The sequence below is a fragment of the Myxococcus faecalis genome (assembly GCF_050039385.1).
Lineage (GTDB): Bacteria > Myxococcota > Myxococcia > Myxococcales > Myxococcaceae > Myxococcus > Myxococcus fulvus.
Genome location: NZ_CP144336.1, coordinates 3091139 through 3116106 on the forward strand (window position 1 = coordinate 3091139; position 24968 = coordinate 3116106).

Genomic DNA, 24968 nt, shown 5'->3' on the forward strand with positions numbered 1-24968 from the left:
GCGTCGTTTCTCACGGCGTCGGGAGGGTGACGTCGGGACGGCCAGGGCAGCCGTCGACGAAGTCCTCGGGATTCACGCGGATGATGCCGTCGGCGGGGGACTTGATGCCCCCCACCGGGTAGCGCACGTGGTTCACCCGGAAGGTGCGCACCTGCGTGCGCGCGGTCGGGTCGTCGGCGGGCACCATGGCCACCGACAAGGCGATGTCGTTGTAGCCGGCGCCCCGCACCACCACGCCCGCGTCGTCGGCGGAGGCGATGGTGGGCGCCAACAGCACGTTGTCCACGCGCAGCGTGTAGCACTGCCGGCCCAGCTCGTCCGGAGGGCCGTCCGCCTCGAAGGAGTAGCGGTAGCCCTCCGCCGCCAGGTTCGCGGTGTCCACCACCAGCGGGCGGGTGTGCAGGCGCAGCTCGGCGCGGCTCGACAGCCCGTCGTTGTCCGGGTCCTCGTCCAGGTCGTCGCTGGCGCCCTGGGTGCCGCCGCGCCACTCGATTCCGTCGGGCACGCCGTCGCGGTCGCTGTCGGCCAGCGTCGCGTTGGTGCCGATGAACTGCTCGTCGCAGTCGAGCAGGCCGTCACAGTCCGAGTCCGACGCGCGCAGGAGCGGCGGGCAGCCCTTGTCCAGGCCACCGCCGTCCGGGTCCGCCACCTGCGTGGGGTCGAAGTCCACGCCGCGGTCTCGGAAGTACACCTCCACGCCGTCGCTGAAGCCGTCGCCGTCGGTGTCCACGCGGTTGGGGTCCGTGCCCTCCTCCCGCTCGCGCGCGTCCGACAGCCCGTCGCCGTCCGTGTCCGCCTCGTCGAAGGGGCTGCCAGGCGGCGAGGAGAAGTTCGTCGCGATGACCTCCTTCACGATGAACGTCCGGCGCACCTGCCCGAAGCTGAAATCCAGGAAGTTGATGGGCTCGTTGTTGCGGAAGTCGCGGAAGTTGCCGCCGCCCAGCGCCGCCATCTTCTCCAGCCGGTCCGAGTTCTGGTTGATGATGAGCAGCGGGCAGCCGCCGTCGCCCGACAAATCACACACCGACGACACCGGCTGCGTGGGGTTGAAGACGTGCACGGTGTTGACGCGCACGTCCTCCACCAGGTCCCGCAGCTGGCGGATGCGCACCACCGCGTCACCCTGCAGCAGCTCGTCGTCCTGGTCCGTGGTGGGCCGACCATCGGACAGGAAGAGGACCGAGTAGCGCGCCTGGGCCAGCGCCTGCGCGCCGCCCGGCTCCAGCCGGCTGCGCGCGATGTCCGTGTTGATGAGCGAGTAGATGTCCGACAGCGGCTTGACGAAGTCCGTCGAGTCGCGGTTCGGGGAGTTGTCCGGGTTGCGGAAGGTGAGCAGCTGCTCGGTGAGCTGGCGCATCCGCGCGTCGTCGAAGCTGGCCACCTGCACGAAGCCGTCCTGCGGCGGGCTGCCCGGCGTCTGGGTGAGGAACGCCGTGGTGCTGCCGGCGAAGAGCACCACCGCCAGGTGGACCTCCGGGTCCCTGGGCAGGTTTTCAATCAGCTCCACCAGCGCGGTGGCGCGGGTGCCGTCCGGGTCGCTGACGCGCATGGACTGCGAGGCGTCCATGGCGACCACCAGCTTGATGGGTCGCACCACCTCGTTGGAGCCCGTGCTGCAGAAGCGGCCCTGGATGGACACCGAGCGGTCCACGGGGACCTCCACGTCGCGGCGCGGGTCATACAGATACGAGTCGGTGCAGGCCACCGTCACCGCCACCGCGACCACCAGCCCCGCCAGGATACGTGCGGCCACACTCACGGAAGCAGACCTCCCTGCTGGCCCGAGGGCGGCGCGCCCACGCACCGGCCCTGGCTGTCCCAGGGATTGCTCAATTCCGTGGGCACCATGAAGTTGTCGTTCGTCAACGTCAGCTCCGGCCCCACCGGCACGCGCACGCTGGGCGGCGAGTACTGGGACCACGCGCAGGCCGCGCGCCACACGCCGTAGTCGGTGGCCACGCCGCTCTCCGGCGCCTCCGCGAACCACAGCTTGAACAGGTTGAAGCCCTGCTTGGTGCCCGGCCGGTCCGGCGTGGCGACCATCTGGAGGTTCGAGACGGTGTAGTCGTAGCAGATGCTCCCGTTGGGGAGGACCTCGGCGATGCGCGTCTCGTACTGGAAGCCGTTCTTCTCGAAGAAGGCCCTGTCGCGCCGCGTGGGGTCCGTGCCCGCGCGCAGCTCCACCTCGTCCGGCAGGCCGTCACCGTCCGTGTCCAGCCCCGCCACGCTGGGCTCCAGCGGGTTCAGGCCCCAGCGCGCCTCGATGCTGTCAGGGATGCCGTCGCCGTCGCTGTCGACGATGGTCTCGCGCGTGCGCAGGTAGGCCTCGGCGAACTGGGAGAGCCCGTCACCGTCCGTGTCGCGGCACGTGCAGCGCGGCGTCAGCGGCGAGTTCGGGTTGCAGCCGCGCGCGTCCAAATCGTTGGCGGCCCTGAAGCCCTGGTCCTCGCGGCGGTGCTCGAAGCCGTCGTCCAGGCAGTCGCTGTCACTGTCGGAGGTGAAGGGGTGGGTCTTCAGCGTGAAGGAGTTGTCCACGTCGTCCGGCACGCCGTCGCCGTCGCTGTCGATGACGCGTCCGTCCAGTCCGGGCGAGGAGCTCAGCGGCTCCACCAGCAGCGTCTTCATCACGTTGCGCGACGCGAAGGACGAGTAGTCCAGCGCGCCCAGGCCCAGGTTGGAGATTTCGGCCGTGTCGTTGAACTCCTGGTAGACGCCGTTGCCCATGTCCGCGAAGCGCTTGAGCAGCCAGGAGGCGATCTTCTTGGCGGCCTCCGGGTACTGGGCCTGCGGCACGCCGGGGTAGATGCCGTAGATCTCCTGGCAGATGGGGCCGCACGCGCGCACCGCCTCCTGGTTGAAGAGCAGCACCGTGTGCATGCGCACGTCGCCGACGTTGTACTGGTCCTTGAGCTCCATCAGCCGGCGCACGTAGCTGAAGAGCTGGTAGTTCTGGTTGCGGTCCGTGCCGATTTCAAACCCGTCGATCTGGTCCGTGGTGTTCGTGGCGTTGCAGAAGCTCACGATGGAGTCCGCCCACGTCAGGTCCGGGTTGTCCGGATTGGCGTACACGCTGAGGTTGTCGGTGGCCGAGCAGCGCGGGTACGGCGTGCCGTCCGTGAGGAAGACGACGACGTAGCGGGTGCGCGGCAGCACCTCCGGGTTGGACAGGGCCACGGCGTTGATGTCGCTGGCGATGAGGCTGTACGCGTACGACAGCGCGCCCTGGTAGTCGGTCCCCTTGCCCAGCTGGCTCTGCAGGCCGTCGATGTAGCTGTCGATGTTGGTGTCGGGCCGGGCGAAGCGGTTGCCCGTCGTGGCCGGCGGCCAGACGTTGCGCACGTTCGTCTCGAAGGGGGCCACGGACACCTGCACGTTGCCGCCCGCCGCGTTGACCTGACGGAACTGGTTCACCAGGCGCTTGAGGGCCCGCACGCGCGCGGGCTCGGTGACGCCCGGCGGGATGATGGCCTGCACCTCGGCGCGCTGACAGAAGCCGCTGTCGGTCTGCGCGCCCGGCGGGTCGCTGATGCACATGCTGCCCGACTCGTCGATGACCACCACCACCTTCACCGGGAAGCCGGAGGGGTTGGGCGGGCGCGTGCACACGCGCCCCTGGAGCATCACGCGGTCATCGACGTGGGTCTGCTGCTCCGTCCGGGGCTCCAACATGGAGTCGGTACAGGACAACAGCCCCGTGGCCAGGAGGCCCGCCATCAGCAGCGGGAGTCGGACAAGGCGACGCATGCGGTACGACCTCCTGGCGAGGGGGACGACGAGATTACTGCTCGCTGCGACGACGGCGCATCAGCATGCGCAGCAGCGCGGCGCCCAGCGCGGTGGCGCTGAAGCCGGCGGGGACGGAGCTGCAGTTGCCGCCCTCGCCGTCACCCTCACCCACCGTCAGCACGAGGGTGCTGGTGGAGACGCGCTGCTCGGGGAAGACGCGGTCGGCGAAGGCCAGTCGGGCCTCCACGGTCAGCTCGTACGTGCCCTCGGTGTCGGGCACGAAGTTGGGCACGCTGCCGTCCACGTACGAGTACTGCCAGTTGCGGCTGAGCGTCACCGCGCCCTGGGGGTTCTCCACCACGGCGTTGGAGCCCGAGGGGCGCTTGGTCACCGTCCAGCGGTACTCCATGGCCGCGCCGTTGCGGTTGGCGAACAGCGGCGGGCGCAGCGACTCACCGGAGCGGGAGAGCTTCATGGTGCCGCCGGCGCTGACCGCGAAGGCCTTCTTCGGGTCCAGGCAGTTCTGCTTCTGCGTGGGGTCCACCACGACGCAGAAGAGGATGTCGCACGCGTCGCCGTCGCCGTCGCCGTCGCTGTCGGCCTGGTCGCGGTTCGCCACGTCCTTGCAGTTGTCGGCGTCATCGAGGACGCCGTCGTCGTCGTCGTCCGGGTCGCACGCGTCACCCACGCCGTCGTTGTCCCTGTCGGTCTGCTCGGGGTTGGCGAGCCCGGGGCAGTTGTCGCTGCTGTCGGCGATGTTGTCGCCGTCCGCGTCCACGCGGCACTGGCTGCCGTCCGCCGGCATCACCTGGTCGGGGTTGGCGACGCGCGGGCAGTTGTCCGTGCCGTCCGCCACGCCGTCGTTGTCGTCGTCCGCGTCGCAGACGTCGCCCTGCGCGTCACCGTCCAGGTTGGCCTGGTCCTGGTTGGGAATCAGCGGGCAGTTGTCCTGCTCGTTGGCGATGCCGTCGTTGTCGCGGTCCGGGTCGCAGTCGTCGCCGATGCCATCACCGTCGGCGTCGCGCTGCTGGAAGTTGGAGAGCGTCGCGCAGTTGTCGCAGACGTTGCCCACGCCGTCGCCGTCGCTGTCCGCCTGGTCGCGGTTGGACGCGAACGGGCAGTTGTCGCGGTCATCCGCGCGGCCGTCGCCGTCCGCGTCGTCCGTGTAGGCGAGCGTGTCGCCGTCGTCCGTGTAGTTCACCCACACCGAGCCGCCGCACCCGCACCCGCACCCGCCGCCCTCCTCCTGGGGCTTGCCGCAGCTGTCGCCGAGACACTCCGGGTTGTCGGGATTGTCGTTGGACTGTGCCTGGGCAAGACCGGGGTTCACGACCAGCATTGCCCCGAGCATCAGCACCGGAGCGAATCGAACGCGTGACATGGTGACTCCTTTCAGCCCCGAGCCCTTAGCAAGAGTCGATCCGCTCCCCGTCGTGAATCAAACATCCGTGATTCCAGAGGGTTGCGCATGGAGTGAGGAGGACTGGGCGGAGGAGTGTGGGGGGCACTCCCCAGCCCGGGCGAGGGGAAGACCCCACACCCACGGGTGGATCAGGTTCCGAGGATGAAGGCCTCGGGGTCCAACAGGAGGGTACCGGAGGGGGTGCGTCCCTCCTTCTCGTCGTACTGGATGCTCTGGATGAGCAGCGAGCCGATGCCGGCGCCGCGCGGGTCGTTGTCCCGGCCGGCCTGGAGGTACAGGTAGATTTCGTTGGTGCCCGCAGGGATGGTTTCGCCGGGCACGAGCGGGTGGGGCCGCGCCAGCGTGCGCACCAGCGTGATGTTCTCCACGCGCGAGTCGTAGCAGGTGCGTCCGTCCACGGTGGGCTCGGACTCCACCAGGTCGTAGCCGTAGGCGCGCTCGCGGTGGAAGTCGAGGTCGGCGCTCAGCGGGTCTCCATGCGCCTCGATTTCGGCGACGTTGGTGATGCCGTCGCGGTCCGAGTCGAGCAGGTCCTCGGGCACCAGCGGGTTGGTCTGCGACAGCACCTCCACCAGGTCCGGAATCGTGTCGCCGTCGCTGTCGCCGATGCAGGGGTTGGTGCCCAGCACGCGCTCCTCGCAGGTGTTGAGCCGATCTCCATCCTCGTCGAGCGACAGGTTGCAGCCGTTGATGATGTCGGGGACGAGCGGATCCAACCCGACGCGGACCTCGATGCCGTCCATCAGCCCGTCCTGGTCCGAGTCGACCACCGTGGGGTCCGTGCCCAGGGCGACCTCGTCCACGTCCGGCAGGCCATCTCCGTCGCTGTCGACGAGCACCTGGCCGGCGCGCACCACCACGTTGCGGTTGAAGGCGAGGAAGCGCTTGAGCTTGAGGGTGTTGGTGCGCGCGGCGTACTGGATGCCGGAGAGCGTGGGGGACAGGCCCGCCGCGTCCGTCTCCACCGCCTGGGTGCCGCCCGCGTGGGCGATGGCCGCCACGTGCGCGCGGGTGTTGGGGTCCGCGACGTCGCGCACGTAGATGGGCTGCACCACCACCTCGCCCGCGCCGTACTGCTGGGCCAGCGCCTTGATTTCGCCGGTGACGGCGGTGAGCTCACACTGGCTGCAGGCGACCTTGTCCGTCAGCGCGTTGCACGTGGCGTCCAGGCCGATGTTGAAGGCCGGGTTGGCGCAGCTGGTGTCCTGGCTGCGCACGACGACGACGACGACGTAGCGCGTGCGGGCCACCTCGCCGCGACACGACGTCTGCATGTCACCGGCGAGCAGCGTCTTGGCCAGCCGCAGCGAGGAGCGGATGCTGACGGGCCCCGTCTCCTGATAGGTGGCGAAGCGCGGCAGCGCGGCCTGGAAGTCCGCCGCGTCGGAGAAGCCGCCCAGGATGCCGGTGGCCACCGAGTGGTACGCCACCAGGCCGAACTTCACGAACGGCCCGGAGAAGCGGCTGGAGAGCGTGGCGAGGCCGTCGGTGGCGTAGCCCACGATTTCCGTCTCGACGCCCTCGCCGCCCTGCAGCGCGAAGAGGACCTTGGTGGGGAACGCATCGCCGCCGGCGAGCGGCACGCAGACCTTGCCGGAGAAGTTGGCGCGGTCTCCGCCGTTGGCCCCACGCCCGTCGATGGCGTACAGGCCCGCGTCGGAGCAGGACAGGAGCAGAATCGGAAGCAGCGGCCACGCGGAGCGCGGAAGGAGGCGCATCAGATGGATTGTAGACCGCAGCCCCCCACGACAACGCAAGCGACAGCCGCGTCCGCGACGAAATCTCCTCGCGCTCGCACACAGCGATGGCGGTGATTTCGCCCCGCCACGGAACCTGGACGCGCCAGGTTCGGCCTCGCGCTCACAATGTGAGCAGGAAGGCGAGCACGTCGTCCCGCTCCTGGGGACTGAACGCGCGCGCGTCTCCGTGGGCGGGGCCCGACATCTCCAGCACCTTCCTCAAGGGGAAGCGCGTGTCGACCACCAAGCGGCCCTCCTTCGCGGCGTAGCCCGCCGAGGCGCTGGTGAGCAGCGGCCACACATCCCACGTGCCCACCAGGGAAGGAGGCGCCGCGCCCACCACCAGTTCCTGCTGCTCCAGCCGCAAGGGCAGCGCCACCGGCGTGCCCACGTCCAGGTACTGGCCGCGCGTCGCCGCGTCCTGGTCCAGCGTGTAGAGGGGCGCGGGGTGGCAGGCGACGCAGCCGCCCTTGCCCTCGAACAGCGCGCGGCCCCGCGCCGGGTGCCCCACGGCGCCGTCGGGGAGCGTCACCGTCGGCGGCGGCGCGCCGTCCTCGCCGCGGTACGGATTGGGCGGCGTGGCAATCAATGACGTGAAGAGCGTGAGCGCCTCCACCTCCGAGGGTGACGGGTCCGGGTTGTGGAAGCGGTTGCGCGCGCCGACGAAGCTCGCCGTCTCCGCGAGGCTGTGCTGGCTGGCCGGCGTGAAGAAGGGCGGCGTGTCGCGGCTGCCCTGCACGGTGGGCGAGCGGTAGATGCGCACGGGATGCTTCTTCGCGTAGAAGAGCCCGCCGGTGTGGCCCTCGATGTGGCACCCGTCGCAGGTGATGCCCGAGCGCCCCAGGTCCGCCGAGTAGAGGACCTGTCCCTGCCGACGCTTGGCCTGATGCCGCAGCGCCACCACGGGCAGCCGCCGCGCCACCACCGCCCCGCCCTTGCGCGCCTCGCGCGCGTCCACCACCGCCACCTCGCGGGTGAAGCGGTTGAGCACGTAGAGCCGCTGGCCGTCCGGGGACAGGACCAGCGAGCGCGGCCCCGAGTGCAGCTCCGGGCCCGCGCGGCCCTTGACGGAGAAGTCCTCCGCGGGGCGAATCAGCGGCGTGCCCTCGGGCGGCGCCACCACCAGCTCCTGCAACACCGCGTCGCGCGCCAGCCGGTCGTCGTTGGACACCAGCGCCCGCGCGTCGAGCACGCGCACCTGGCCCAGCGCCACGTCCGCCGCGTAGAGCAGCCCCGCCGCGTCATCCAGCGCCAGCCCCTCCGTCATGCCCACGCCGAAGCCCCGGTGGCGCACGAAGTCGCCCGTCGCCGGGTCGATGACGGACACGCCGCTGCTGCCGTGCACCTCCTTGCGCTGGGGCATGGGGCCCACGTTCGGCCCCAGACTCCCCATGAACAGCCGCCCCAGCCGGGCGCTGGCCACCAGCGAGCGCGGCGCGTGGCCGCCCATCACCTGCGCGCGGAAGGGCTCCGTGCGTCCGCCGACGATGGCCACGCCCGGCCCCGGCGCCACGGTGAACACGGGCGTGCCGTCCCGCAGCCGCAGCAGCTCCACCTGCCCCGTCTGGAGGCTGCCCACCGCGAGCACGTCGCGCCACCGCGCCAGCGCGCGCGGGTTGGGGTCCACCGGCGTCGTCCACTGCTCGCGCCCGTCCTCGAGCGACACCGCCCGCACCGTGTCGCGCACCTGCTCGGCGATGTAGGCCACGCCCCGCGCGCCATCCACCTCCAGCCCCGAGGCCCCCAGCGGTGCGGGCCACACCCGCGGCGCGCCGCGCGCCTCCAGCGCATACACCCACAGCTCCGGCTGGAAGCGGTGCACCACGCCCAGGAAGGCCCTGCCGCTCGCGTCCTTCCACGTGGCCAGCGCGGAGGGCCCGTCACCCACGGGGAGCGCCTCCACGTGGCCCGAGCCCACGTCCAGCGCGTACACCGTGTCCGTGGGCGGCGAGACGACGAACAGCGTGCGCCCATCGGGCGAGGCCACCATGCCCGTCAGGTCCGGGAAGGCGGTGTCGTTCACCACCGTGAGCGCGTCCTGTCCCTCGCAGCAGTCCGCCCGCTCCGACACCAGGCGCGCCTCCACCACGACCTGGGGCGAGTCCTCGGGCAGCTTCAGCCCGGAGGGCAGCCGCGCGAAGGCGTGGCGCGAGTCCACCACCCTCAGCGGCAGCTCCAGTGACAGGGGTGGACCCAGTGACAGTCGCAACCCGGTCACCAATTGCTCGCCATGCACGGAGAGCGGCTGGGAGGTCTCGTTGCTGGTGAGCCTGGGGCCCACGCCGGTGAGCCGGGGCCCGGTGGTGGGTGGAGTGGGACCTTGTGCCCGCGGGGGCGTCTGACCCCGGGGCTCCCGCGCGCTGAGCCGGTATCCGACGACACCCGCGGCGGACCAGAGCAGGACGCCCACCGTCAGGAGACTCCATCTGCGCAGCGCGCTCGTCACGCGCGCAGCATCTCTCATCCCCCGCGTCGCCGCGATGATTCTCCGGGCGCTCGCCCGGTTGGACGGCGCCTCCTTGGATTTGGATGCGGAGCGGCACGCCACATTTCCAGTCGGCCGGCAACGCGAGACACGAGTCGTGGAGCACGCGCCCCACATGGGGTGGAGTGCCCCCCACACCTGTCGCACCACGCCTCGTGAATGGCCCTGGAGTGTGCGTTGACAGGTCCATACGCGCATCGCTTAACCTGTTGATGATGCGACGCTTCCTCCTCTGCATGGTCGTCGCCCAGCTCCTCGGCATCGGTACGTTGTTGCACCCGAGCGACGCATGGGCCCAGGGCCGCGGCCGTTCCGCGAAAACAGCGAAGGCCAAGAAGGCGGCGGGCAAGAAGTCCGGCCCCAAGGCTCCGCCCAAGATCGAGACCAAGGGCGCGCCGGTGACGGACCCGGTGACGGGCGAGCCGGACGCCACCGCGTCCGCGGCGCCGCCGCAGCGCGGGCCCTCGCGCATCGACTTCGATGACCGGCTCATCCAGGGTCAGACGAACAAGTCGGGCGCGGTGTATCTGTATGACCGCAAGGAATTGAAGACCCGGTCGATGATCCGCGAGCGCGACAGCTTCCGCGCCGAAACGCTCGCCACCGTGTACGACCAGTAGGGCAGTACCGCCCACCCGCCCTTGAAGGGAGCGTCACCGTTGAGCGGCCAGCCCAGCGTCCTGCAAGTCGTCATCCTCCGCGACGGACTCCTCGTTGGGACGGAAGTGTTCGTCCCCGGCACGTATGCGCTCGGGTCGGACCCGACGTCGGACCTGCGCCTGGATGACCCGGCCGTGGAGCCGCGTCACGCGCTGCTCTACTTCCAGAACGGTCGCGCGGCCATCCAGGACGCGGGCACCGCCACGGGCCTGTTCGTCAACGGCCACCGCGTCACCGCGTGTGAGATCCGCTCGGTGGACGAGGTGCTCTGCGGTCCCTTCGTCCTCAAGACGCGCGTGCTCGCGCAGCGCCCCCAGGAGGTGAAGCCCCAGCCGCCGCCGGAGGTCGCCGCGCTGTTCGGCGCGCCGCAGCCCGCCCCGCCCCAGCCGCCCGCGCCGCAGGCCGCGCCCGTGCGCCAGCTGCGCCCCGTGCAGGCGGCGCCGACGCAGCCGCTCGCCACCACCGTCCCCGCGGTGCGCGCGGTGCCGCAGCAGACCGCGCCCTCCGCCGCGACGCAGGCCATCTATCCGCAGCACGCGGCCCAGCCCGCGGTGGTGCCCATGCCGGCGCCCGTCGCGCCGCAGGCGGCCGTCCACGGCGCGGTCGCGCACGCCGCCCCGCCCGCGCAGCCCATCCCCCTGCACGCGCCGGTGCCCGCGGGCACCGTCCCGTCCGTGCGCCGCCGCGCGACCCAGGAGCCCGCCCCCGCCGCCGCCGCGCCCGTCAACACCGGCATGCTGCTGGCGGACGACCTGCTCGCGGACGTGGCGCTGGACCCGCTCCCCGTCGCGCAGGGCCCGCTGCTCCAGGAGCCGCGCGTCACCGCCTCCCGGCCCACGCACGCGCCGCGCATCGACCCGGGCAAGGGCGCCTCCCAGCTCTACCTGGAGCTGTACTGGGGCACCGTGCGCCGCGACGCGCGCCGCTTCGCGCCGGACAGGAAGAAGCCCGTGGTGGCCTCGCTCGAGCTGCCGGAGGCGATGCCGCTGTGGGGCTTCACGCTGCCGGAGACCGGCGCGCCCTTCACGCTGGCCGAGTCCATCAGCGGCTCCTTCCGCCTCTTCGTGCCCCCGGGCACCGAGGTCGAGAAGAGCGGCTCCGACGGCCGCTTCACGCCCGTCACCGGTGCCTCGCTCGAGTCCGACGGCAGCCGCCGCTTCATCACGCTGCGCGAGGGCGTGGGCGCGCGGCTGACGCAGGGGCAGATGTCGCTCGTCGCCTACGCGGCGCCCGTGCCCGCGCGCGTGTTCGTCAACCCGCTGCGCGGCCTGCCGTGGCTGGCGATGACGTGCTTCGCGCTGTTCGCGTCGGGCCTGGGCGCGTTCATCGCGCTCAAGCCGCCCACGCCGGAGACGGCGGACTTCACGCAGAAGAACCTGCCGCCCGTGGCGCTGCGCCTCATCGCCCCCGAGCCCAAGAAGAAGGAGGAGGCGAAGAAGAAGCTGGAGGCGCTCAAGGAGAAGGCCAAGCCGGTGAAGAAGGAGGAGGCGAAGGTGGCGGAGAAGGCGCCGCCCAAGCCGGTGGAGAAGACGCCGCCGCCTCCCCAGCCCGCCAAGGCCGTGGCCGCCGCGCCGCCGGAGAACAAGGCGCTCAAGGCGCTCGCGAAGCTGTCGGCCGCGGGCCCCGCCACCAACGACCTGCTGGCCGCGGTGGACAAGCTGGGCAGCGGGCCGGGCAGCAAGAACGTGAAGAACTCCAACTACAAGCTGTCGGGCCTCATCGGGAAGGCGCCCATCGCCAACGCGGGCCTGGGCACCTTCGGCCTGGGCGGCGGCGGCAAGGGCGGCGGCGCCACGCTGGGCGCGGAGCTGTTGCGCGGCAAGGGCGGCGGCGGCATCGGCGCCCTGGGCGCGGGCTCGGTGGGCAAGGGCAAGGTGGGAGGCACCGTCACGCGCGCCACCGCGCGCAGCATCGCCTCCACGCAGGGCACGGTGGACCGCGAGGCCGTGGCGCGCGTCATCAACAGCCACCTGAACGAGGTGCACGGCTGCTACGAGCGCGCGCTGCTCAAGGACCCGGGCCTGGCCGGCAAGGTGGTGCTCGAGTGGACCATCGGCGCCAACGGCCGCGTGGCCGCGGCGAAGACCAAGTCCTCCACGCTGCGCAACGCCTCCGTCGAGGCGTGCATCCTCTCCAACCTGAAGACCTGGACCTTCCCCGCCCCCAAGGGCGGCGTGGTCATCATCACCTACCCGTTCCTCTTCAACTCCGTCGGCTACTGACGCGAGGGGGACCACCCCCTCCTCCCCGCGTTCCGTTCCGCTCATCCGCCAGGAAGCCCCCACCGTGCGATACGCCCTGCTCATCCTCTTGTTCCTGGCGCCCGGCCTTGCCCGCGCGCAGGCCGAGGCGCTCGAGAACCCCGGCTCCGTCTCCGCCATCCAGGAGCGGCAGTACCGGATGCACCACGAGCTGTACCTCGGCGTCGGCGTGCTGCCGGCGGACGCCTTCTACAAGGGCCTCACCGGGAGCGTCTCGTACACGTACCACTTCAGCGACACGTTCGCGTGGCAGGTGGGCCGGGGCACGTACAGCTACAACATCCAGACGTCGCTGCGCCGCCAGTTGGAGCGCGACTTCGACGTGGCCCCCACCGCGTCCGCGTTCGAGGACCAGGTGCAGTGGATGGTGGGCTCCGACCTGGTGTGGAGCCCGCTGTACGGCAAGACGGCGGTGCTCAACAGCTCCGTGCTGCACTTCGAGGCGTTCCTGCTCGGCGGCGGCACGGTGGTCAAGATTGACCGGCAGGACGGCTTCCGCCCCGCCGTCAACCTGGGCCTGGGCGTGCGCATGTTCTCCGGCAAGACGGTGTCGTTCCGGTTGGACGTGTCCAACAACGTCGTCTTCGCCGGCGCCTCGCGCATCATCAACGTCCCGGTCGTCCAGCTCGGAACCGCGTTCAACTTCGGCGCCACGGAATGACTTCCCGCTCACTCATCGCCGCGCTCGCCAGCGCCGCGCTCGTCGTGTCTCCAGCGGCCGCCCGCGCCCAGTCCGGCGCCGGCGCGCTGCCCATGCCACCCCCCCCGGGGAACGCGAAGCCCGCGTCCACCGGCACGCCGCCCGCGTCCGGCGCGCCCGCCGCCAAGCCCGCGGAGGGCAGCGCCGCGCCGGGAACGCCCGCCGCCGCGCCCGGGGCCGACAAGAAGCCCGAGGGCGACAAGAAGGCCGAGGCCCCACCGGCGTCGCTCCCGCAGAAGGTGGACCCGGCCACGTTCGACCGCGCGCTGCAGGACTACTTCGACGGCAAGCCGCGCGACGCCGCCGGCCCCCTGTACGCCTGGCTCGAGGCCGCGCCCAAGACGGACGACAACTACGCCTGGGGCCAGTACTTCCTGGCCAGGAGCCTCATCGACCTGGGGCTCACGCACGCGGGCGCGTCCTACCTGGCGCGCATCGCGCGCGAGCGCTCCAACCCCAACGTCATCCCGCGCGCGCTCGACGCCCTCAAGGCGCTGACGGACCAGCCGCACGATGACGTGATGATCGACGAGCAGGTGTTCGGCGCGCTGGACCTGGGCTTCCTGCCCGAGGACACGGGCGCGTACGCGCACTACCAGCAGGGCCTGGTGGACCTGCGCGTGGGCAACGAGCGCTGGGCCAACACGCACTTCGCCAAGCTGTCGGAGACGAGCGCGGAGGCGAGCCACGCGAAGTTCGCGCTGCTCGTCACCCGGCTCAAGCAGGTGAAGGAGCCGTCCGAGGAGCTCATCTCGGACTTCCTCACGCTGTCCAAGGACGAGAAGCTCACCCGCTCGGCGCGCAACGAGGCGGCGCTCGCGGTGGCCCGCCTGCGCTACGAGCGCCAGGACTACACGGGCGCGCTGGAGGCCTACAATCTGGTGAAGCTGCCCCAGCTGGACCCGGGCCGCGCCAGCCTCTACCTGGAGGAGGCGTGGACCCGCTACAAGCTGGGCGAGCCGCGCGCGTCGCTGGGCATCCTCACCACGCTGGACGCGCCGTCCTTCCGCGACGAGTTCCTGCCGGACAAGTACCTCCTGCGCGCGCTCATCTACCGCGACCTGTGCCACTACCTGCCCGCCAAGCGCGCCGCCAAGGAGCTCACGCGCCGCTTCGCGGACTCGCTGGAGGCGGTGCGCAACCGCGATGACCTGACGCAGGACATCCGCCTGCGCCGCGCGGCCAACTCGCACGGCGGCACGAAGCGGGCGGCGCGCTTCGTGGAGACGCTGGATTTGGAGGGCGAGCGCCTGGGCCGCTACGCCGGCAGCTTCGGCGACCGGCTCTTCACCCACCTGACGAAGCTCTATGACCTGTCCCGCGCGGAGGCCGTGCGGGTGTACGACGCGCGGCTGGCCAAGGCGGTGCGGCAGGAGGCGGACACGCTCTTGCGCGCGGCCGAGCAGGTGCGGCTGATGGAATACGAAGTGGGACTGAAGCTGTACGAGCGCGTGAAGAAGGGCTCCAAGCTGGTGGTGCCGGTGGATGAGCCCCTGTTGACGCCCGACAGCGTCGCCTTCCGCTTCGACGGCGAGTACTGGAACGACGAGCTCAAGTCGTACCGGGTCAGCATCGAGAGCCGCTGCATCGAGGAGACCCCATGACCGGCCAGCTTACCGGCCTGATTGCCGCCGCCCTGCTGGCGGCCGCCCCTGGAAGCCCGGGCCGCAACGCCGCGGGCTTCAACCCCATCGTGTCCAAGGCGAAGGAGCGCGACGAGCTCATCGCCAAGCTCAAGCGCGACATCTTCAAGGTGGACCGCGCCATCGGCGAGACGGAGAAGCTCATCTCCAAGAGCCGCAACGCGCCGTACCTGCCGGACCTCCAGTTCCGGCTGGCCGAGCTCTACGTGGAGAAGAGCCGCTACGTGTACTACCTGCAGGCCGAGTCCCGGCCCGAGGGAGCCACGGGCGCCATCGTCTCTCCCGAGACGCGGCTGATGAAGCAGAAGGCGGTGCAGATGTACTACCGCCTCCTGCGCGAGTACCCGGACTTCAAGGACGGCGACCAGGTGACGTTCTACCTGGCGCACGAGCAGCGCGAGCTCGGCCAGTTCGACGAGATGCTCAAGACGCTGGGCGATTTGACGCGCAAGTTCCCCAACAGCCCGCTCAGGCTGGAGGCGGAGCAGATTCTCGGCGACCACTTCTTCGACAAGGCCGACCTGGTCGAAGCGGAGAAGCACTACCAGGCCATCCTCGAGGCCCCGCCCTCCCCCGTTCACGACCTGGCCCGCTACAAGATGGGCTGGATTCGCGTGAACCAGGCCAAGCACGCGGAGGCGGTGACGTTCTTCGAGGCCGCGGCGGCCAGCGCTCCCCTGCCGGGCGTGGACGTGAAGAAGGCGCTCAACGTCAAGCGCGAGGCGCTGCTGGACCTGGTCTACAGCTACACCGAGGCGAAGCCGCCCAAGGGCGCGCTCAACTACTTCGAGAAGCTCAGCGACAGCCGGGCCACGTACGCGCTCGCGCTGGACAAGCTGGGCAACCGCTACTTCATCAAGCAGCAGTACGAGTGGGCCATCCCCGCGCTGCGCAAGCTGATGGAGATCCAGCACGACCCGGAGCTGGACCTGGAGCGGAGCCAGAAGCTCTACGACGCGCTCAAGGCGGCCAAGGGCAAGGTGCTGCCGGAGCCGGAGGACCTGCGCGTGCTGGTGCGCGCGGCGGTGCAGAGCAAGACGGACCCGGAGCTGGTGGAGGTCGAGCGCAAGAAGCAGCTCGCGGAGCTGGAGGAGATGGGCCGCGACCTGGCCACCCAGTTGCATCTGGCGGCGCAGAAGAAGGAGGAGAAGGAGCTCTACCTGAGCACCGCCGAGGCGTACGAGGCGTACCTCAGCCTCTTCCGTCCCGAGCAGTACGTGCGGCCGATGATGAAGAACCGCGCGGAGGCGCTCTTCTCCGCCAAGGCCTTCCCGGAGGCGGCGCGCCAGTTCGAGGAGCTGGCCCGCTACGAGGCCAAGGCCAAGGACGCGAAGGGCGAGGAGGACGCCCTCTACGCGGCGCTGCTCGCGCACTTCTCCACGCTCAAGCCGGAGGAGGCGCTCAAGCGCAACGCGTATGAGGTGGCGGACGCGCGCCAGGCCATGAAGCTGCTCGGCGCGGAGTACGTGTCGCGCTACCCCAAGAGCCCCAACGCCCTGGACGTGAAGTTCAACATCGCGCGCGCCTTCTACGAGGACGGCGACTACCCCAAGGCCGCGGAGCTGTTCACCGCCTTCGCCCTCTCCCACCCGCAGCACAAGGAGTCCACCGTCGCCGGCAACCTGGCGCTGGACAGCCTGCGGCAGGTCAACGACTTCAAGGGCCTGGACGAGACGGGCAAGAAGTTCCTCGGCGCGCCCCTGCCGGGCAACTTCCGCGCGGAGGTGCAGAAGATCCTCACGCAGAGCCGCGCCGAGGCGCTCGACGAGCTGGCCTTGCAGAGCGCCCAGGAGACAGGCGACGTCATCCAGGGCCTCGTGAAGGTGGCCGACGAGAACAAGAACAGCGACATCGGCGAGAAGGCCCTCTACGGCGCCTTCACGGCGGCGCGCGAGAAGCGGGACCTGCAGGCCGAGCGCGAGCTGGGCTCCAAGCTGTCGCAGGACTACCCCAAGAGCCAGTACCTGTCGGACGTGCTCCTGACGCTCGGCCGTCACGCGGCGGAGGCCGCGGCGTTCGGCGAGGCGGCCAGCTGGTTCGAGCAGGTGGGCCAGAAGCTGGGCTCGGACGTGGCCGGCGTGGACGGGTGGCTTGCGGGCGCGCGGCTGCGCATGGCGCTGGGTGAGTACAAGGAGGCCGCGCGCAACCTGGAGACGGCGGCGGAGTCCTCCGGCGCTCGCAAGGGCGACGTGCTGGTGCTGCTGGCCGAGGCGCGGCTGAAGGCGAAGGACTACTCGCGCGCGAAGCTGGCGGCGGAGGCCGCGCTGAAGCAGGACCCCAGGAGCGCGGGCGCGGCGGCGGTGCTCGCCGAGGTGCAGGCGACCACGGCGCCCACGGCGAGCGCGGACGCGCTGGTGGCCACGCTCACCACGGCGGTGCAGGGCCCCAACGGGCAGACGGAGGAGGCGGCCAAGGGCCTGTGGTACCTGGGCGAAATCCTCTACCGCGGCTACAAGGACCTGCCCTCCGACAAGGTGGAGGAGAAGGTCGCCGCGCTGCAGGGCCTGGAGGGCATCTACACGCAGGCCGCGTCGCTGGGTTATCCCGAGTGGGCGGTGGCGTCGCTGTGGCGGCTGGCGCTGGCGTACGGGCACATCGCGGACGTGGTCGAGTCCACGCCGGTGCCGGGCGGGCTGTCGGCCTCCGAGTCGCAGCAGTTCCAGGCGGCGGTGAAGGAGCAGGTCGGGCCGCTCAAGGCGCGCTCCGAGGAGGCCTTCAAGGCGTGTCTGTCCCGCGCCGAGTCGCTGGAGGTCTTCAACGCCGCGGTGGTGGGCTGCCGTGCCCGCTCCGAGCAGGCGTCGCTGCCGGTGCCGCAGCCGGGCGCGCCGACGCAGTCGGCCGCGCTGGACGAACTGCGCAAGAAGGCCGAGCGCACGCTCAGCGTGGAGGCGCTGGAGGCGCTGGGCATGGCGTACCTGGACGCGCGGCAGTTCGGCGTGGCGCAACTGACGTTCGGCCGCGTGACGGAGCTGCAGGACACCAAGGCCTCGGCGCACTCGGCGCTGGGCTGGGCGCTGCTCAACATGGGCGACGCGATGGGCGCGCGCGAGGCCTACGCCAAGGCGATGGACTCCGACCCCACCTACGACAAGGCCCGCCTCAACCTGGCCGCGCTGCGCTGCCGCTTCGGCGACGTGGACGGGGCCCGGCGGGAGCTGGCGGTCCTCAAGGACGTGGGCTCGCTCACGGGCTCGGACGTGGACAGCGCGGGCTGGAAGGCGTGCAAGTGAGCCCGGGCATCCACGCCACGTCCATCTCCAGCGTCCGGCCCCTTCGGGGGCTGGCGCTGGCGGCCGTGCTGGTGGCCGGCCTGTGCGCGTGCGGCGACGAGGGCGGCCGGCTGGAGGGCAGCGTCTCTCCGCTGCTCGACTTGCGCTACACGCGCGCGGAGGCGGTGCTGGCGGAGGGCGAGCTGTCCATCAACTTCGTCAAGCCGCAGGGGCCGGGCGTCAACACGCTCCTGAAGGTCAGCGCGCGCGTGGGGGACATGATTCCCGAGGGCTATACGGGCGGGTTGGACATCAACCTGGCCGAGGTCCTGGAGGGTGGCGCGCAGCGGGGCGCCATCGGCCGCAGCGTGCTGGACGAGCCGGCGCGCGTCTTCCCTCCGCTCGAGCGGGGCTCGCTGGTGGTCCAGCGGATTCCCACGGCGCAGGGCCAGCGCATCAGCGGCGAGTTCCACGTCACGTTCGTCAACGGCACCGACATCTATTCCGGCCGCACCATCTTCGGCAGCTTCGAGGCCACCGTTCCATGAAGCACTTGCTCCTGCTCACCCTTCCCCTGCTCGCCGCCGGCTGCGGCTCCAGCTACGGCATGAAGGTGCCCAACTCGTTGGTGAAGAAGCTCCCGTTCGAGGTCCGCATCGAGCTGCTCGAGGCGGAGAACGAGCTGGCGCTCGCCGTCGACAAGGTGGACGAGGCGAACAACGAAATCGACCGGGCCCGCGACAACATCCGCCGCGCCAAGGACCGCCAGGAGGCGGCCGAGGACGAGGTGGACCGCGCCACGGACGAGGTGTCGCGCGAGGTGGCGAAGCTGGCCATCGAGGAGTCCGAGGCGCGCGTGGAGTACCTGCGCGCGAAGCAGCGGCTGTCGGTGGGCCTGCGGGACGTGTCGGAGCTGGCGCGCGACTGCGCCTTCGCGAAGTTCGAGCTGGCCAAGCTGACGTCGGCCCGCAAGGCGAAGGTGCAGGGCAGCGAGGAGCTGGACCCGAAGGAGTACGAGGAGCAGGTGGCCGAGTGCGAGGCGGAGGTGAAGTCGGAGAGGGCCGAGCTCGCCGAGGAAGAGAAGGAAGAGAAGGCGGCGCGTGAGGCGTGGGAGGCGAAGAAGTCCGCCCTCGCCAAGAAGACGTTCGACGCGCGCGCCAGTCCCTACGTGGAGAACCTGTGATGACGAAAGCCGGCGTCCTAGTCCTCCAGTTGCTCACCGCCCAGGCGCCTCCCCCCGACGCGGCGGCGCTCGAACGCACCGCGGCGGTGGAGAGTGCCCGGTTGCGCGCGTCCCCGGACGACGCCGACGCCCTCTACCGTCTGGGCACGGCCTTCCTCGCGCTGAACAAGCCGAAGAAGGCGGTGGAGCCGCTGACGAAGCTGGTGGAGCTGGAGCCGGAGCTCGTCCCGCCGAGGCTGGCGCTGGGACGCGCGCTCAGGCTGGCGGGCGACGCGCAGAAGGCGCGCACGCTGCTGGACCAGGCCATCGCGGCCTTCCCCGAGGACGCGACGCTGCGCTCGGAGCGAGGGCTGCTGGCGCGCGTGCTGGACGAGACGGACGTGGCCATCAGCCAGTACTCGGTGGCGGTGGAGCTGGCGCCGCAGGACGCGGAGCTGCGCTTCAACCTGGGTGAGGCACTGCAGCGCGCCAACCGCACGGACGACGCCATCGAGGCATACCGCGAGGCGCTGAAGCTCAACGCCCAGCTGAACGTCGCGCGCATCAACCTGGGCAAGGCGCTGGCGGAGAAGGGCCTCAACGGCGAGGCGAAGGCGACCTTGCGCGAGGCCACGCGCGAGAAGCTGGGCGACGCGGAGGCGCACTACAACCTGGGCGTCATCCTGCTGCGCGAGAACGACTTCGACGGCGCCATCGGCGAGTACCAGCGCGCCATCGCGGCGGACCCGAAGCACGCGCGCGCGCAGAACAACCTGGGCGTGGCGCTCAACGAGAAGGGCGACCCGCGCAAGGCCACCGACGCGTTCATCAAGGCCATCGCGGCGGACCCGAAGTACGCGGAGGCGCACTTCAACCTGGGGCTCGCGTACTACCAGCTGGGCGACAACGTGCGCGCCACCAAGGCCTTCGAGAAGGCGCTGGTGCTCGAGCCGCGTCGGGCCAGTGGCCCGTACACGCAGCTGGGCCACCTGTACCTGGAGCAGGGCAAGAAGAAGCAGGCGGTGGAGGCGTTCAAGAAGGCCATCGAGAAGAGCTCCGACGACGGCAAGAAGACGACGGAGGCGTACCAGGGCCTCGCCCGGGCGTACCTCTCGCTGGGCAAGGCGGACGAGGCGGTGGCCACGCTGAAGACGGCGGTGGAGGCGTTCCCCAAGGACGCGGCGGCGCGCGCGGGTTACGGCGAGGCGCTCAAGGCCAAGGGTGACCTGGATGGCGCCATCGCGGAGTACGAGGAGTGCGTCGCCCTGTCGCCGACGGTGGAGAACCGGCTGGCGCTGGCGGACACGTACGCGAAGAAGCGCGTGGCGGCGAAGGCGCAGCCCCTGTTCCTGGGCGTGCTGAAGGAGGACCCGAACCACCGCGCGGCGAAGCTGGGCCTGGCGGACCTGCTGATGGCGATGGGGGACTACCCCGGCGCGGAGACGTACCTGCGCCCGAAGGAGGGCGAGGAGGCCGACACGGCGGCGCTGGCGCGGCTGGGCATCGTCCACTCGCGGCGCGGGCGGCCGGAGCAGGCGGTGACGGAGCTGGAGGCGGTGGTGGCCAAGGACCCGGCGCAGATTGAAGCGCGCGCGGAGCTGGGCTTCCTGTACCTGCGTGGTGGTGATGGGGCAAAGGCGCGCAAGGTGCTGAGTGATGCGCTGGCGGTGGAGCCTCGCAACGCGCTGACGTTGTTGTACCTGGGCCATGCGCTGTACCAGCAGGGCAACACGAAGGACGCGGAGAAGTCCTTCCGGGGCTCCGCGCAGGTGGACCCGACGTTCGCCGAGCCGCACAACGCCCTGGGGCAGTTGCTTGAGGCGACCCAGCGCGTGGATGAGGCGAAGCAGGAGTATCAGACGGCGCTGAAGCTCCAGCCGAATCACGAGGATGCGCAAATCGCCCTGAAGCGACTGGGTGGTGCCGCGTCCGCGAAGGCGGAGTAGTCAGCCGGCGGGTGGATGCCCGCCCTCGTCGACCCGGGGCCACGGCCCTGGCCCGGGTCCGAGTGGCGGTGATTCGCGCCGGGATGCCGCGCAGCACCGACTGACGCGAGCACCGTGTCCGCGCTGGCGCGTCCCCCCGGCCAGCGGCTTCACACCAGCGGGCACAGCAGCGCCTCCTCCTGAGTTCACTCCGCCTGGGAGGTTGTTACGCCGGGATGCCGAGCAGCACCGCGCCCACGGACACGAGCACCGCGCCCGAGAGCTGACGGTGTCCGAGCCGTTCCCCCTGGAACGCGGCGAGCAGCAGCGCGAAGGCGATGGACGTGTTGCGCAGCGTGAGCACCACCCCTGCCCCGCTGTCACTCAACGCCGTCAGCAATAGCGAGAAGGACAGCATGCTGATGGTTCCCCCGATGAGCACCAGCCAGGGCCGGCACCACGCCTGTCGCAGGAGCTCCACGAAGCCGAGCTGTCGCCCGCGCTCCACCATCAACACTGGGAGCGCGATGAGCAGGCCCGTGGTGAACAGGGCGGGCGGCTGCGCGCGCTCCGCCAGCGCCAGCTTGTAGCTCAGGTGATAGCCAGCAATCGCCACCGCCGACAGCGCCGCCCACGCCACGCCCGAGGCCGCGCGTCCCTGAGGGCGCGACACGTGCATCACCACCAGCCCCGCGCCCAGCACCCACGCGCCCGTCAGTGACCACACCGACACGCGCTCCGCCAACAGCAGCACCGACACCGGCCACACCAGCAACATCGCGCCACCGCGCGACACCGTGTACGCGAGTCCCAGTGGTGCTCGGTGCAGTGCTCTCGCGAGCGCCACCAGGTAGACGCTCTCGCACGCACCCGCGCACAGCGCCCACATCAATCCTCGCGTCGTCGGGAACGCCTCGCCCCTCATCCCCAGCGCCCACAGTCCTCCGCCCACCGTCGCAACGGTGATGACGCCCACCACCCCGGCCTCCGGATTCGGATGCCGCTTGAGCATCGCGTTCCACGACGCGTGGAGGAAGGCGGACAGCAACACCAACACCAGGGCAGCGGTCTGCAACGAGGCACCTCGGAACGACGAGGCTCCGTATCTACTCCAGCCACGCCTCCCGGGTCCTCATCTGCTCACGAGGCGCCATCCGGTCTGCCTGGCATCACGCTCCCGAGAGGAACCCGGGCCTGGTGGGCGAAGGTTGACGCGCCATCCGCCTCGCGCAGGTCCTCACCTGCTCACGGGTCCGATTCACCGGGCCCGCTCCCAGAGAAGAACCGTGCAGGCAACACCGGCCCCGTGGGCACGGGCTGACGTTCGAGCTGACGCTCGCGTCCGAAGGTGTACCGCGCCTCCGCGTGTGCCCCGAAGGACCCGCCTCGCGCCTGCGCGGACAGCACCAGGTCGGTCTCCGGAACCACGCCGGGAGCAACCGCCACCACACAGGGCGTCACCCGAGCATGGGCCCCCGCGCTCCTCGGCAACACGAACTCCGTGGAGCCCTCGACGACACGCGCACCCTCGGGGAGCACGATGCTCACCTCGATGTCCGCGTCGAGACCCGCGCGTCGCTCCACCTCGGCCACGAGTGACAGAGCACCGCCCTCGGACACCACCTCGCGCCAATCGACCCGCATCGGCGCGGGCATTCGCGACGTCAGCCCCCTCGGCGCGCCCGTGGCACTTCCCGAGTGGACATGTTCGTCCGACGAGGTCCGGGGTTCTTCCTCGCGACCGCGCGAAGAAGGTGTCCGAAAGAGCGCCTCTCGCACCTGATGACGCGCACCCGACTCGCACACCACGGCGGTCGCCGTCGACACGCTCCCGCGAGACGAGGCCCGAGCAGGTGCCTCCACTTCGCGCGCCATCCGAGGCGTGGCACGTGAAGACACTCCACGGCCCACGGCTGCGCCCTCCTGCTGTGAGAGCGACGGCGAAGGCTCCGGACTCCTACGCGGACGCCCTCGGGCTCGCTCCACTCCCGAGGCCACTCCCGCCGAGAGCGCTCCCACCAACGCCAGCGCCAGCACCGCACCCGCGATGCGCCGTCGAGGACTCGCGAGCCACCTCACGGGCGACCCGCGTCCACTTCCCATCATCGACACGACGAACTCCCTACGGCCCCTGGCGCGAACATGGACATGCTCCGCTCACCTGCACAGGGGCGCGTGGCTCGGATACGGATACGCCACGGCGGGCTCGGTGGCGGCGTCCATCAGCTCGCGGGGAAAGCCTCCGCACATGAGCGCATCCAGGAAGTCCGCCAGACACGGCGCGGCCTCCAGCGTCTCCGCCACATCCACGGGCGTCCCCTCCTCCATGCGCCACGTGTGCTTGCGATAGCCCCGCGCCCACGGAGCCAGGTTCATCGCCGGAGCCGCGAGCGACTCGTACAACAGCTGCCGCGACGGCGTGCTCGTGCCCAGCCGATAGAGGATGGCGGCCACCTCGTTCTCCTCGATGGGCTGGAGCAGCCCGTCCTCGGGACGAGGCCGGCTCCACGCAATCATCTCCGGTGAGCGTGTCTCCAGGTCCAGCCAGAACATCGTCCCGCCCTGGCGGTCGTAGTAGCGGGGACTGCCACGTGTGTCCGAGCTGAACCATGTGGCCCACCCCTCGCTCCACGCCTGCCCCGGAAACGTCGGCACGCCCAGGAAATGAGGCCCGCCCTCGGCCGGGCTCGTCCCATGGCTCGCCATGGCCCAGTGTCCCAGCTCGTGGAGCACCATCGCCTCGGACCACCACGCCGCATCCGAGTCCCCGGGCAGCCAGAGCTGCGCGGACCAGCGGCGCCCCACCGCCGTCACCTGCCACGGCGCGAAGCACGCCCCACAGGACCACGTCGTGCCGAAGCCCAGCCAGGCCACCAGCGGCAGCCCCGTGTCGCCATATCGCTCCCGCGTCCCGTGCCACGCCGCGCTCACCGCCTCGAACACCGCCGCGGCCCCGGAGCCCTCGGACTCCTCGATGGCGACCACGGGTGAATCGAGCAGCGCACGCGTCGGCCTCGACCAGCTCCAGATGCGCGCCGAGGCACCAGGCGTCGCGGGCACGCCCTGCGCACCCGACAGTCCCGGGTCCGCCACCGCGTACTCCACCAACCCCGTCTGCCCCTGCCCCGCCGCGTACACCACCACGGCGTCCTCCGCGCCCACCTCCCGCGCCACGCGCACCGTGAATCGCCCCGAGCCATCCGTCACGGCCAGGTCCACGAGCGCCCCGCCCTGGAACGACGCGACGAGGAAGCCCCGCGCGGACACCCACTCCGCCTCCGGCGCCCAGTCGCGGAACGACGCGTCCGGCAGTCGCCGCGCATAGCGGGCCACGCCGCTCAGCGTCCGCCCGGGAGCGCCGCAGAAGCCGCGGTTCCCTTCCGCCACACAGCCCGCGTCACACGCGGCGGATGCCCAGCGCCCAGCCGCGCAGCGCTCCAGCGCGCCCGCGTCGGAGCAACGGGACGTGCCCTCCACACAGGCCGCCGCGGCCTCGCAGTGCGCGCCACCTGCCTCCACACAGGCCTCACCCATCGCGCAGTCCCGCTGCTGGAGCTGTCCATCGACACAGCGCTCCACCACGCGAGGGCCCAGACATCGCCCCTCGGGGGGAAGCGCGTCACAGGCGATGCGCATCCGAGGGCTCTCCTCGGGCAGGGCGCCGCACGCGCTCTGTCGGCACGCCTCATCGGAGGGCTCGCACGCGGAATCACAGGGCGCGCCCGCGCCGCACGCCAGCAACCCCACGCTCCACACCACCAGCGCCCACGCTCGCACCGCGGACTCGAAACCCACCAGGGGGACATCCTCCACGCCCGCCACACTGGTGACGGGTGCGCGGCAGGACAACACGCGCTCCTCCGAGGACTGCAGGAGCAGGAAGCGCGGGGGTCCCCTGCTCGCTCGCATCCGAGCGCGCACTCTGTCCATCAGGAGACAACAGCAGCTGGAACACCGCCTGCCCGGCTGCTCCACGCCCGAGGACGGGCGGTCAGCCTGGGGTCAGACAAGAACACTCCTCGCGGGGGCGGGCGC

General features: G+C 71.0%; 16 protein-coding genes. 8 read left to right on the forward strand and 8 right to left on the reverse strand.

Annotated elements, in window-relative coordinates:
- Window positions 1-10 precede the first annotated feature (10 nt).
- The 5 genes from VZQ01_RS12125 to VZQ01_RS12145 all read right to left on the reverse strand — a co-directional run bounded on the left by VZQ01_RS12125 (window position 11) and on the right by VZQ01_RS12145 (window position 9352).
- On the reverse strand, window positions 11-1759 hold the full coding sequence (locus tag VZQ01_RS12125) for a vWA domain-containing protein (RefSeq protein ID WP_223746354.1): 1749 nt from the start codon (window positions 1757-1759) through the stop codon (window positions 11-13).
- Window positions 1756-3744, reverse strand: a complete 1989-nt coding sequence (gene mtsD / locus VZQ01_RS12130; RefSeq protein WP_223746353.1) for a cell-cell cohesion protein MtsD — start codon at window positions 3742-3744, stop codon at window positions 1756-1758. Before mtsD ends, VZQ01_RS12125 begins: the two co-directional genes overlap by 4 nt.
- Before the next feature lie 34 nt (window positions 3745-3778).
- Complete coding sequence (mtsC, locus tag VZQ01_RS12135) at window positions 3779-5107, reverse strand: cell-cell cohesion MYXO-CTERM protein MtsC (protein ID WP_223746352.1); 1329 nt, start codon at window positions 5105-5107, stop codon at window positions 3779-3781.
- 170 nt (window positions 5108-5277) lie between these two features.
- On the reverse strand, window positions 5278-6867 hold the full coding sequence (locus VZQ01_RS12140; protein ID WP_267697761.1) for a calcium-binding protein: 1590 nt from the start codon (window positions 6865-6867) through the stop codon (window positions 5278-5280).
- Window positions 6868-7009: 142 nt separating this feature from the next.
- On the reverse strand, window positions 7010-9352 hold the full coding sequence (locus tag VZQ01_RS12145) for an MtsA protein (protein ID WP_426747883.1): 2343 nt from the start codon (window positions 9350-9352) through the stop codon (window positions 7010-7012).
- Between the two features lie 233 nt (window positions 9353-9585).
- Here VZQ01_RS12145 and VZQ01_RS12150 point away from each other — a divergent pair, with 233 nt between their 5' ends.
- The 8 genes from VZQ01_RS12150 (at window position 9586) to VZQ01_RS12185 (ending at window position 20954) form a co-directional block, all read left to right on the forward strand.
- Window positions 9586-9993, forward strand: coding sequence for a hypothetical protein (locus VZQ01_RS12150; protein WP_223746349.1), 408 nt, complete (start codon window positions 9586-9588; stop codon window positions 9991-9993).
- A gap of 39 nt (window positions 9994-10032) precedes the next feature.
- Window positions 10033-12255: an AgmX/PglI C-terminal domain-containing protein gene (locus VZQ01_RS12155; RefSeq protein ID WP_267697762.1), complete on the forward strand. Its 2223-nt coding sequence runs from the start codon at window positions 10033-10035 to the stop codon at window positions 12253-12255.
- Window positions 12256-12319: 64 nt separating this feature from the next.
- Window positions 12320-12955 (forward strand): outer membrane beta-barrel domain-containing protein, encoded by a 636-nt coding sequence (locus VZQ01_RS12160; RefSeq protein ID WP_046711417.1) that lies wholly within the window; start codon window positions 12320-12322, stop codon window positions 12953-12955.
- Entirely contained in the window at window positions 12952-14598 is a 1647-nt protein-coding gene (locus VZQ01_RS12165; protein ID WP_426747884.1) for a hypothetical protein, read from the forward strand. Before VZQ01_RS12160 ends, VZQ01_RS12165 begins: the two co-directional genes overlap by 4 nt.
- A complete protein-coding gene (locus tag VZQ01_RS12170; protein ID WP_426747885.1) occupies window positions 14595-17867 on the forward strand; it encodes a tetratricopeptide repeat protein in 3273 nt (1090 codons plus the stop codon). Before VZQ01_RS12165 ends, VZQ01_RS12170 begins: the two co-directional genes overlap by 4 nt.
- Window positions 17864-18394, forward strand: coding sequence for a hypothetical protein (locus VZQ01_RS12175; RefSeq protein ID WP_223746345.1), 531 nt, complete (start codon window positions 17864-17866; stop codon window positions 18392-18394). Before VZQ01_RS12170 ends, VZQ01_RS12175 begins: the two co-directional genes overlap by 4 nt.
- Complete coding sequence (locus VZQ01_RS12180) at window positions 18391-19029, forward strand: hypothetical protein (RefSeq protein ID WP_223746344.1); 639 nt, start codon at window positions 18391-18393, stop codon at window positions 19027-19029. The genes VZQ01_RS12175 and VZQ01_RS12180 overlap by 4 nt, the downstream gene beginning before the upstream one ends.
- The gene (locus tag VZQ01_RS12185) at window positions 19029-20954 is read left to right on the forward strand and encodes a tetratricopeptide repeat protein (protein WP_267697765.1); all 1926 of its coding nucleotides are present in this window, start codon (window positions 19029-19031) and stop codon (window positions 20952-20954) included. The genes VZQ01_RS12180 and VZQ01_RS12185 overlap by 1 nt, the downstream gene beginning before the upstream one ends.
- A gap of 205 nt (window positions 20955-21159) precedes the next feature.
- On the opposite strand, the gene VZQ01_RS12190 is transcribed toward VZQ01_RS12185, so the two are convergent.
- From VZQ01_RS12190 to VZQ01_RS12200, 3 genes are all read right to left on the reverse strand, one after another.
- A complete protein-coding gene (locus VZQ01_RS12190) occupies window positions 21160-22008 on the reverse strand; it encodes an EamA family transporter (protein ID WP_426747886.1) in 849 nt (282 codons plus the stop codon).
- Window positions 22009-22178: 170 nt separating this feature from the next.
- Window positions 22179-22577 (reverse strand): hypothetical protein, encoded by a 399-nt coding sequence (locus tag VZQ01_RS12195; protein ID WP_426747887.1) that lies wholly within the window; start codon window positions 22575-22577, stop codon window positions 22179-22181.
- 513 nt (window positions 22578-23090) lie between these two features.
- Window positions 23091-24842 (reverse strand): hypothetical protein, encoded by a 1752-nt coding sequence (locus VZQ01_RS12200; protein ID WP_426747888.1) that lies wholly within the window; start codon window positions 24840-24842, stop codon window positions 23091-23093.
- Window positions 24843-24968 lie beyond the last annotated feature (126 nt).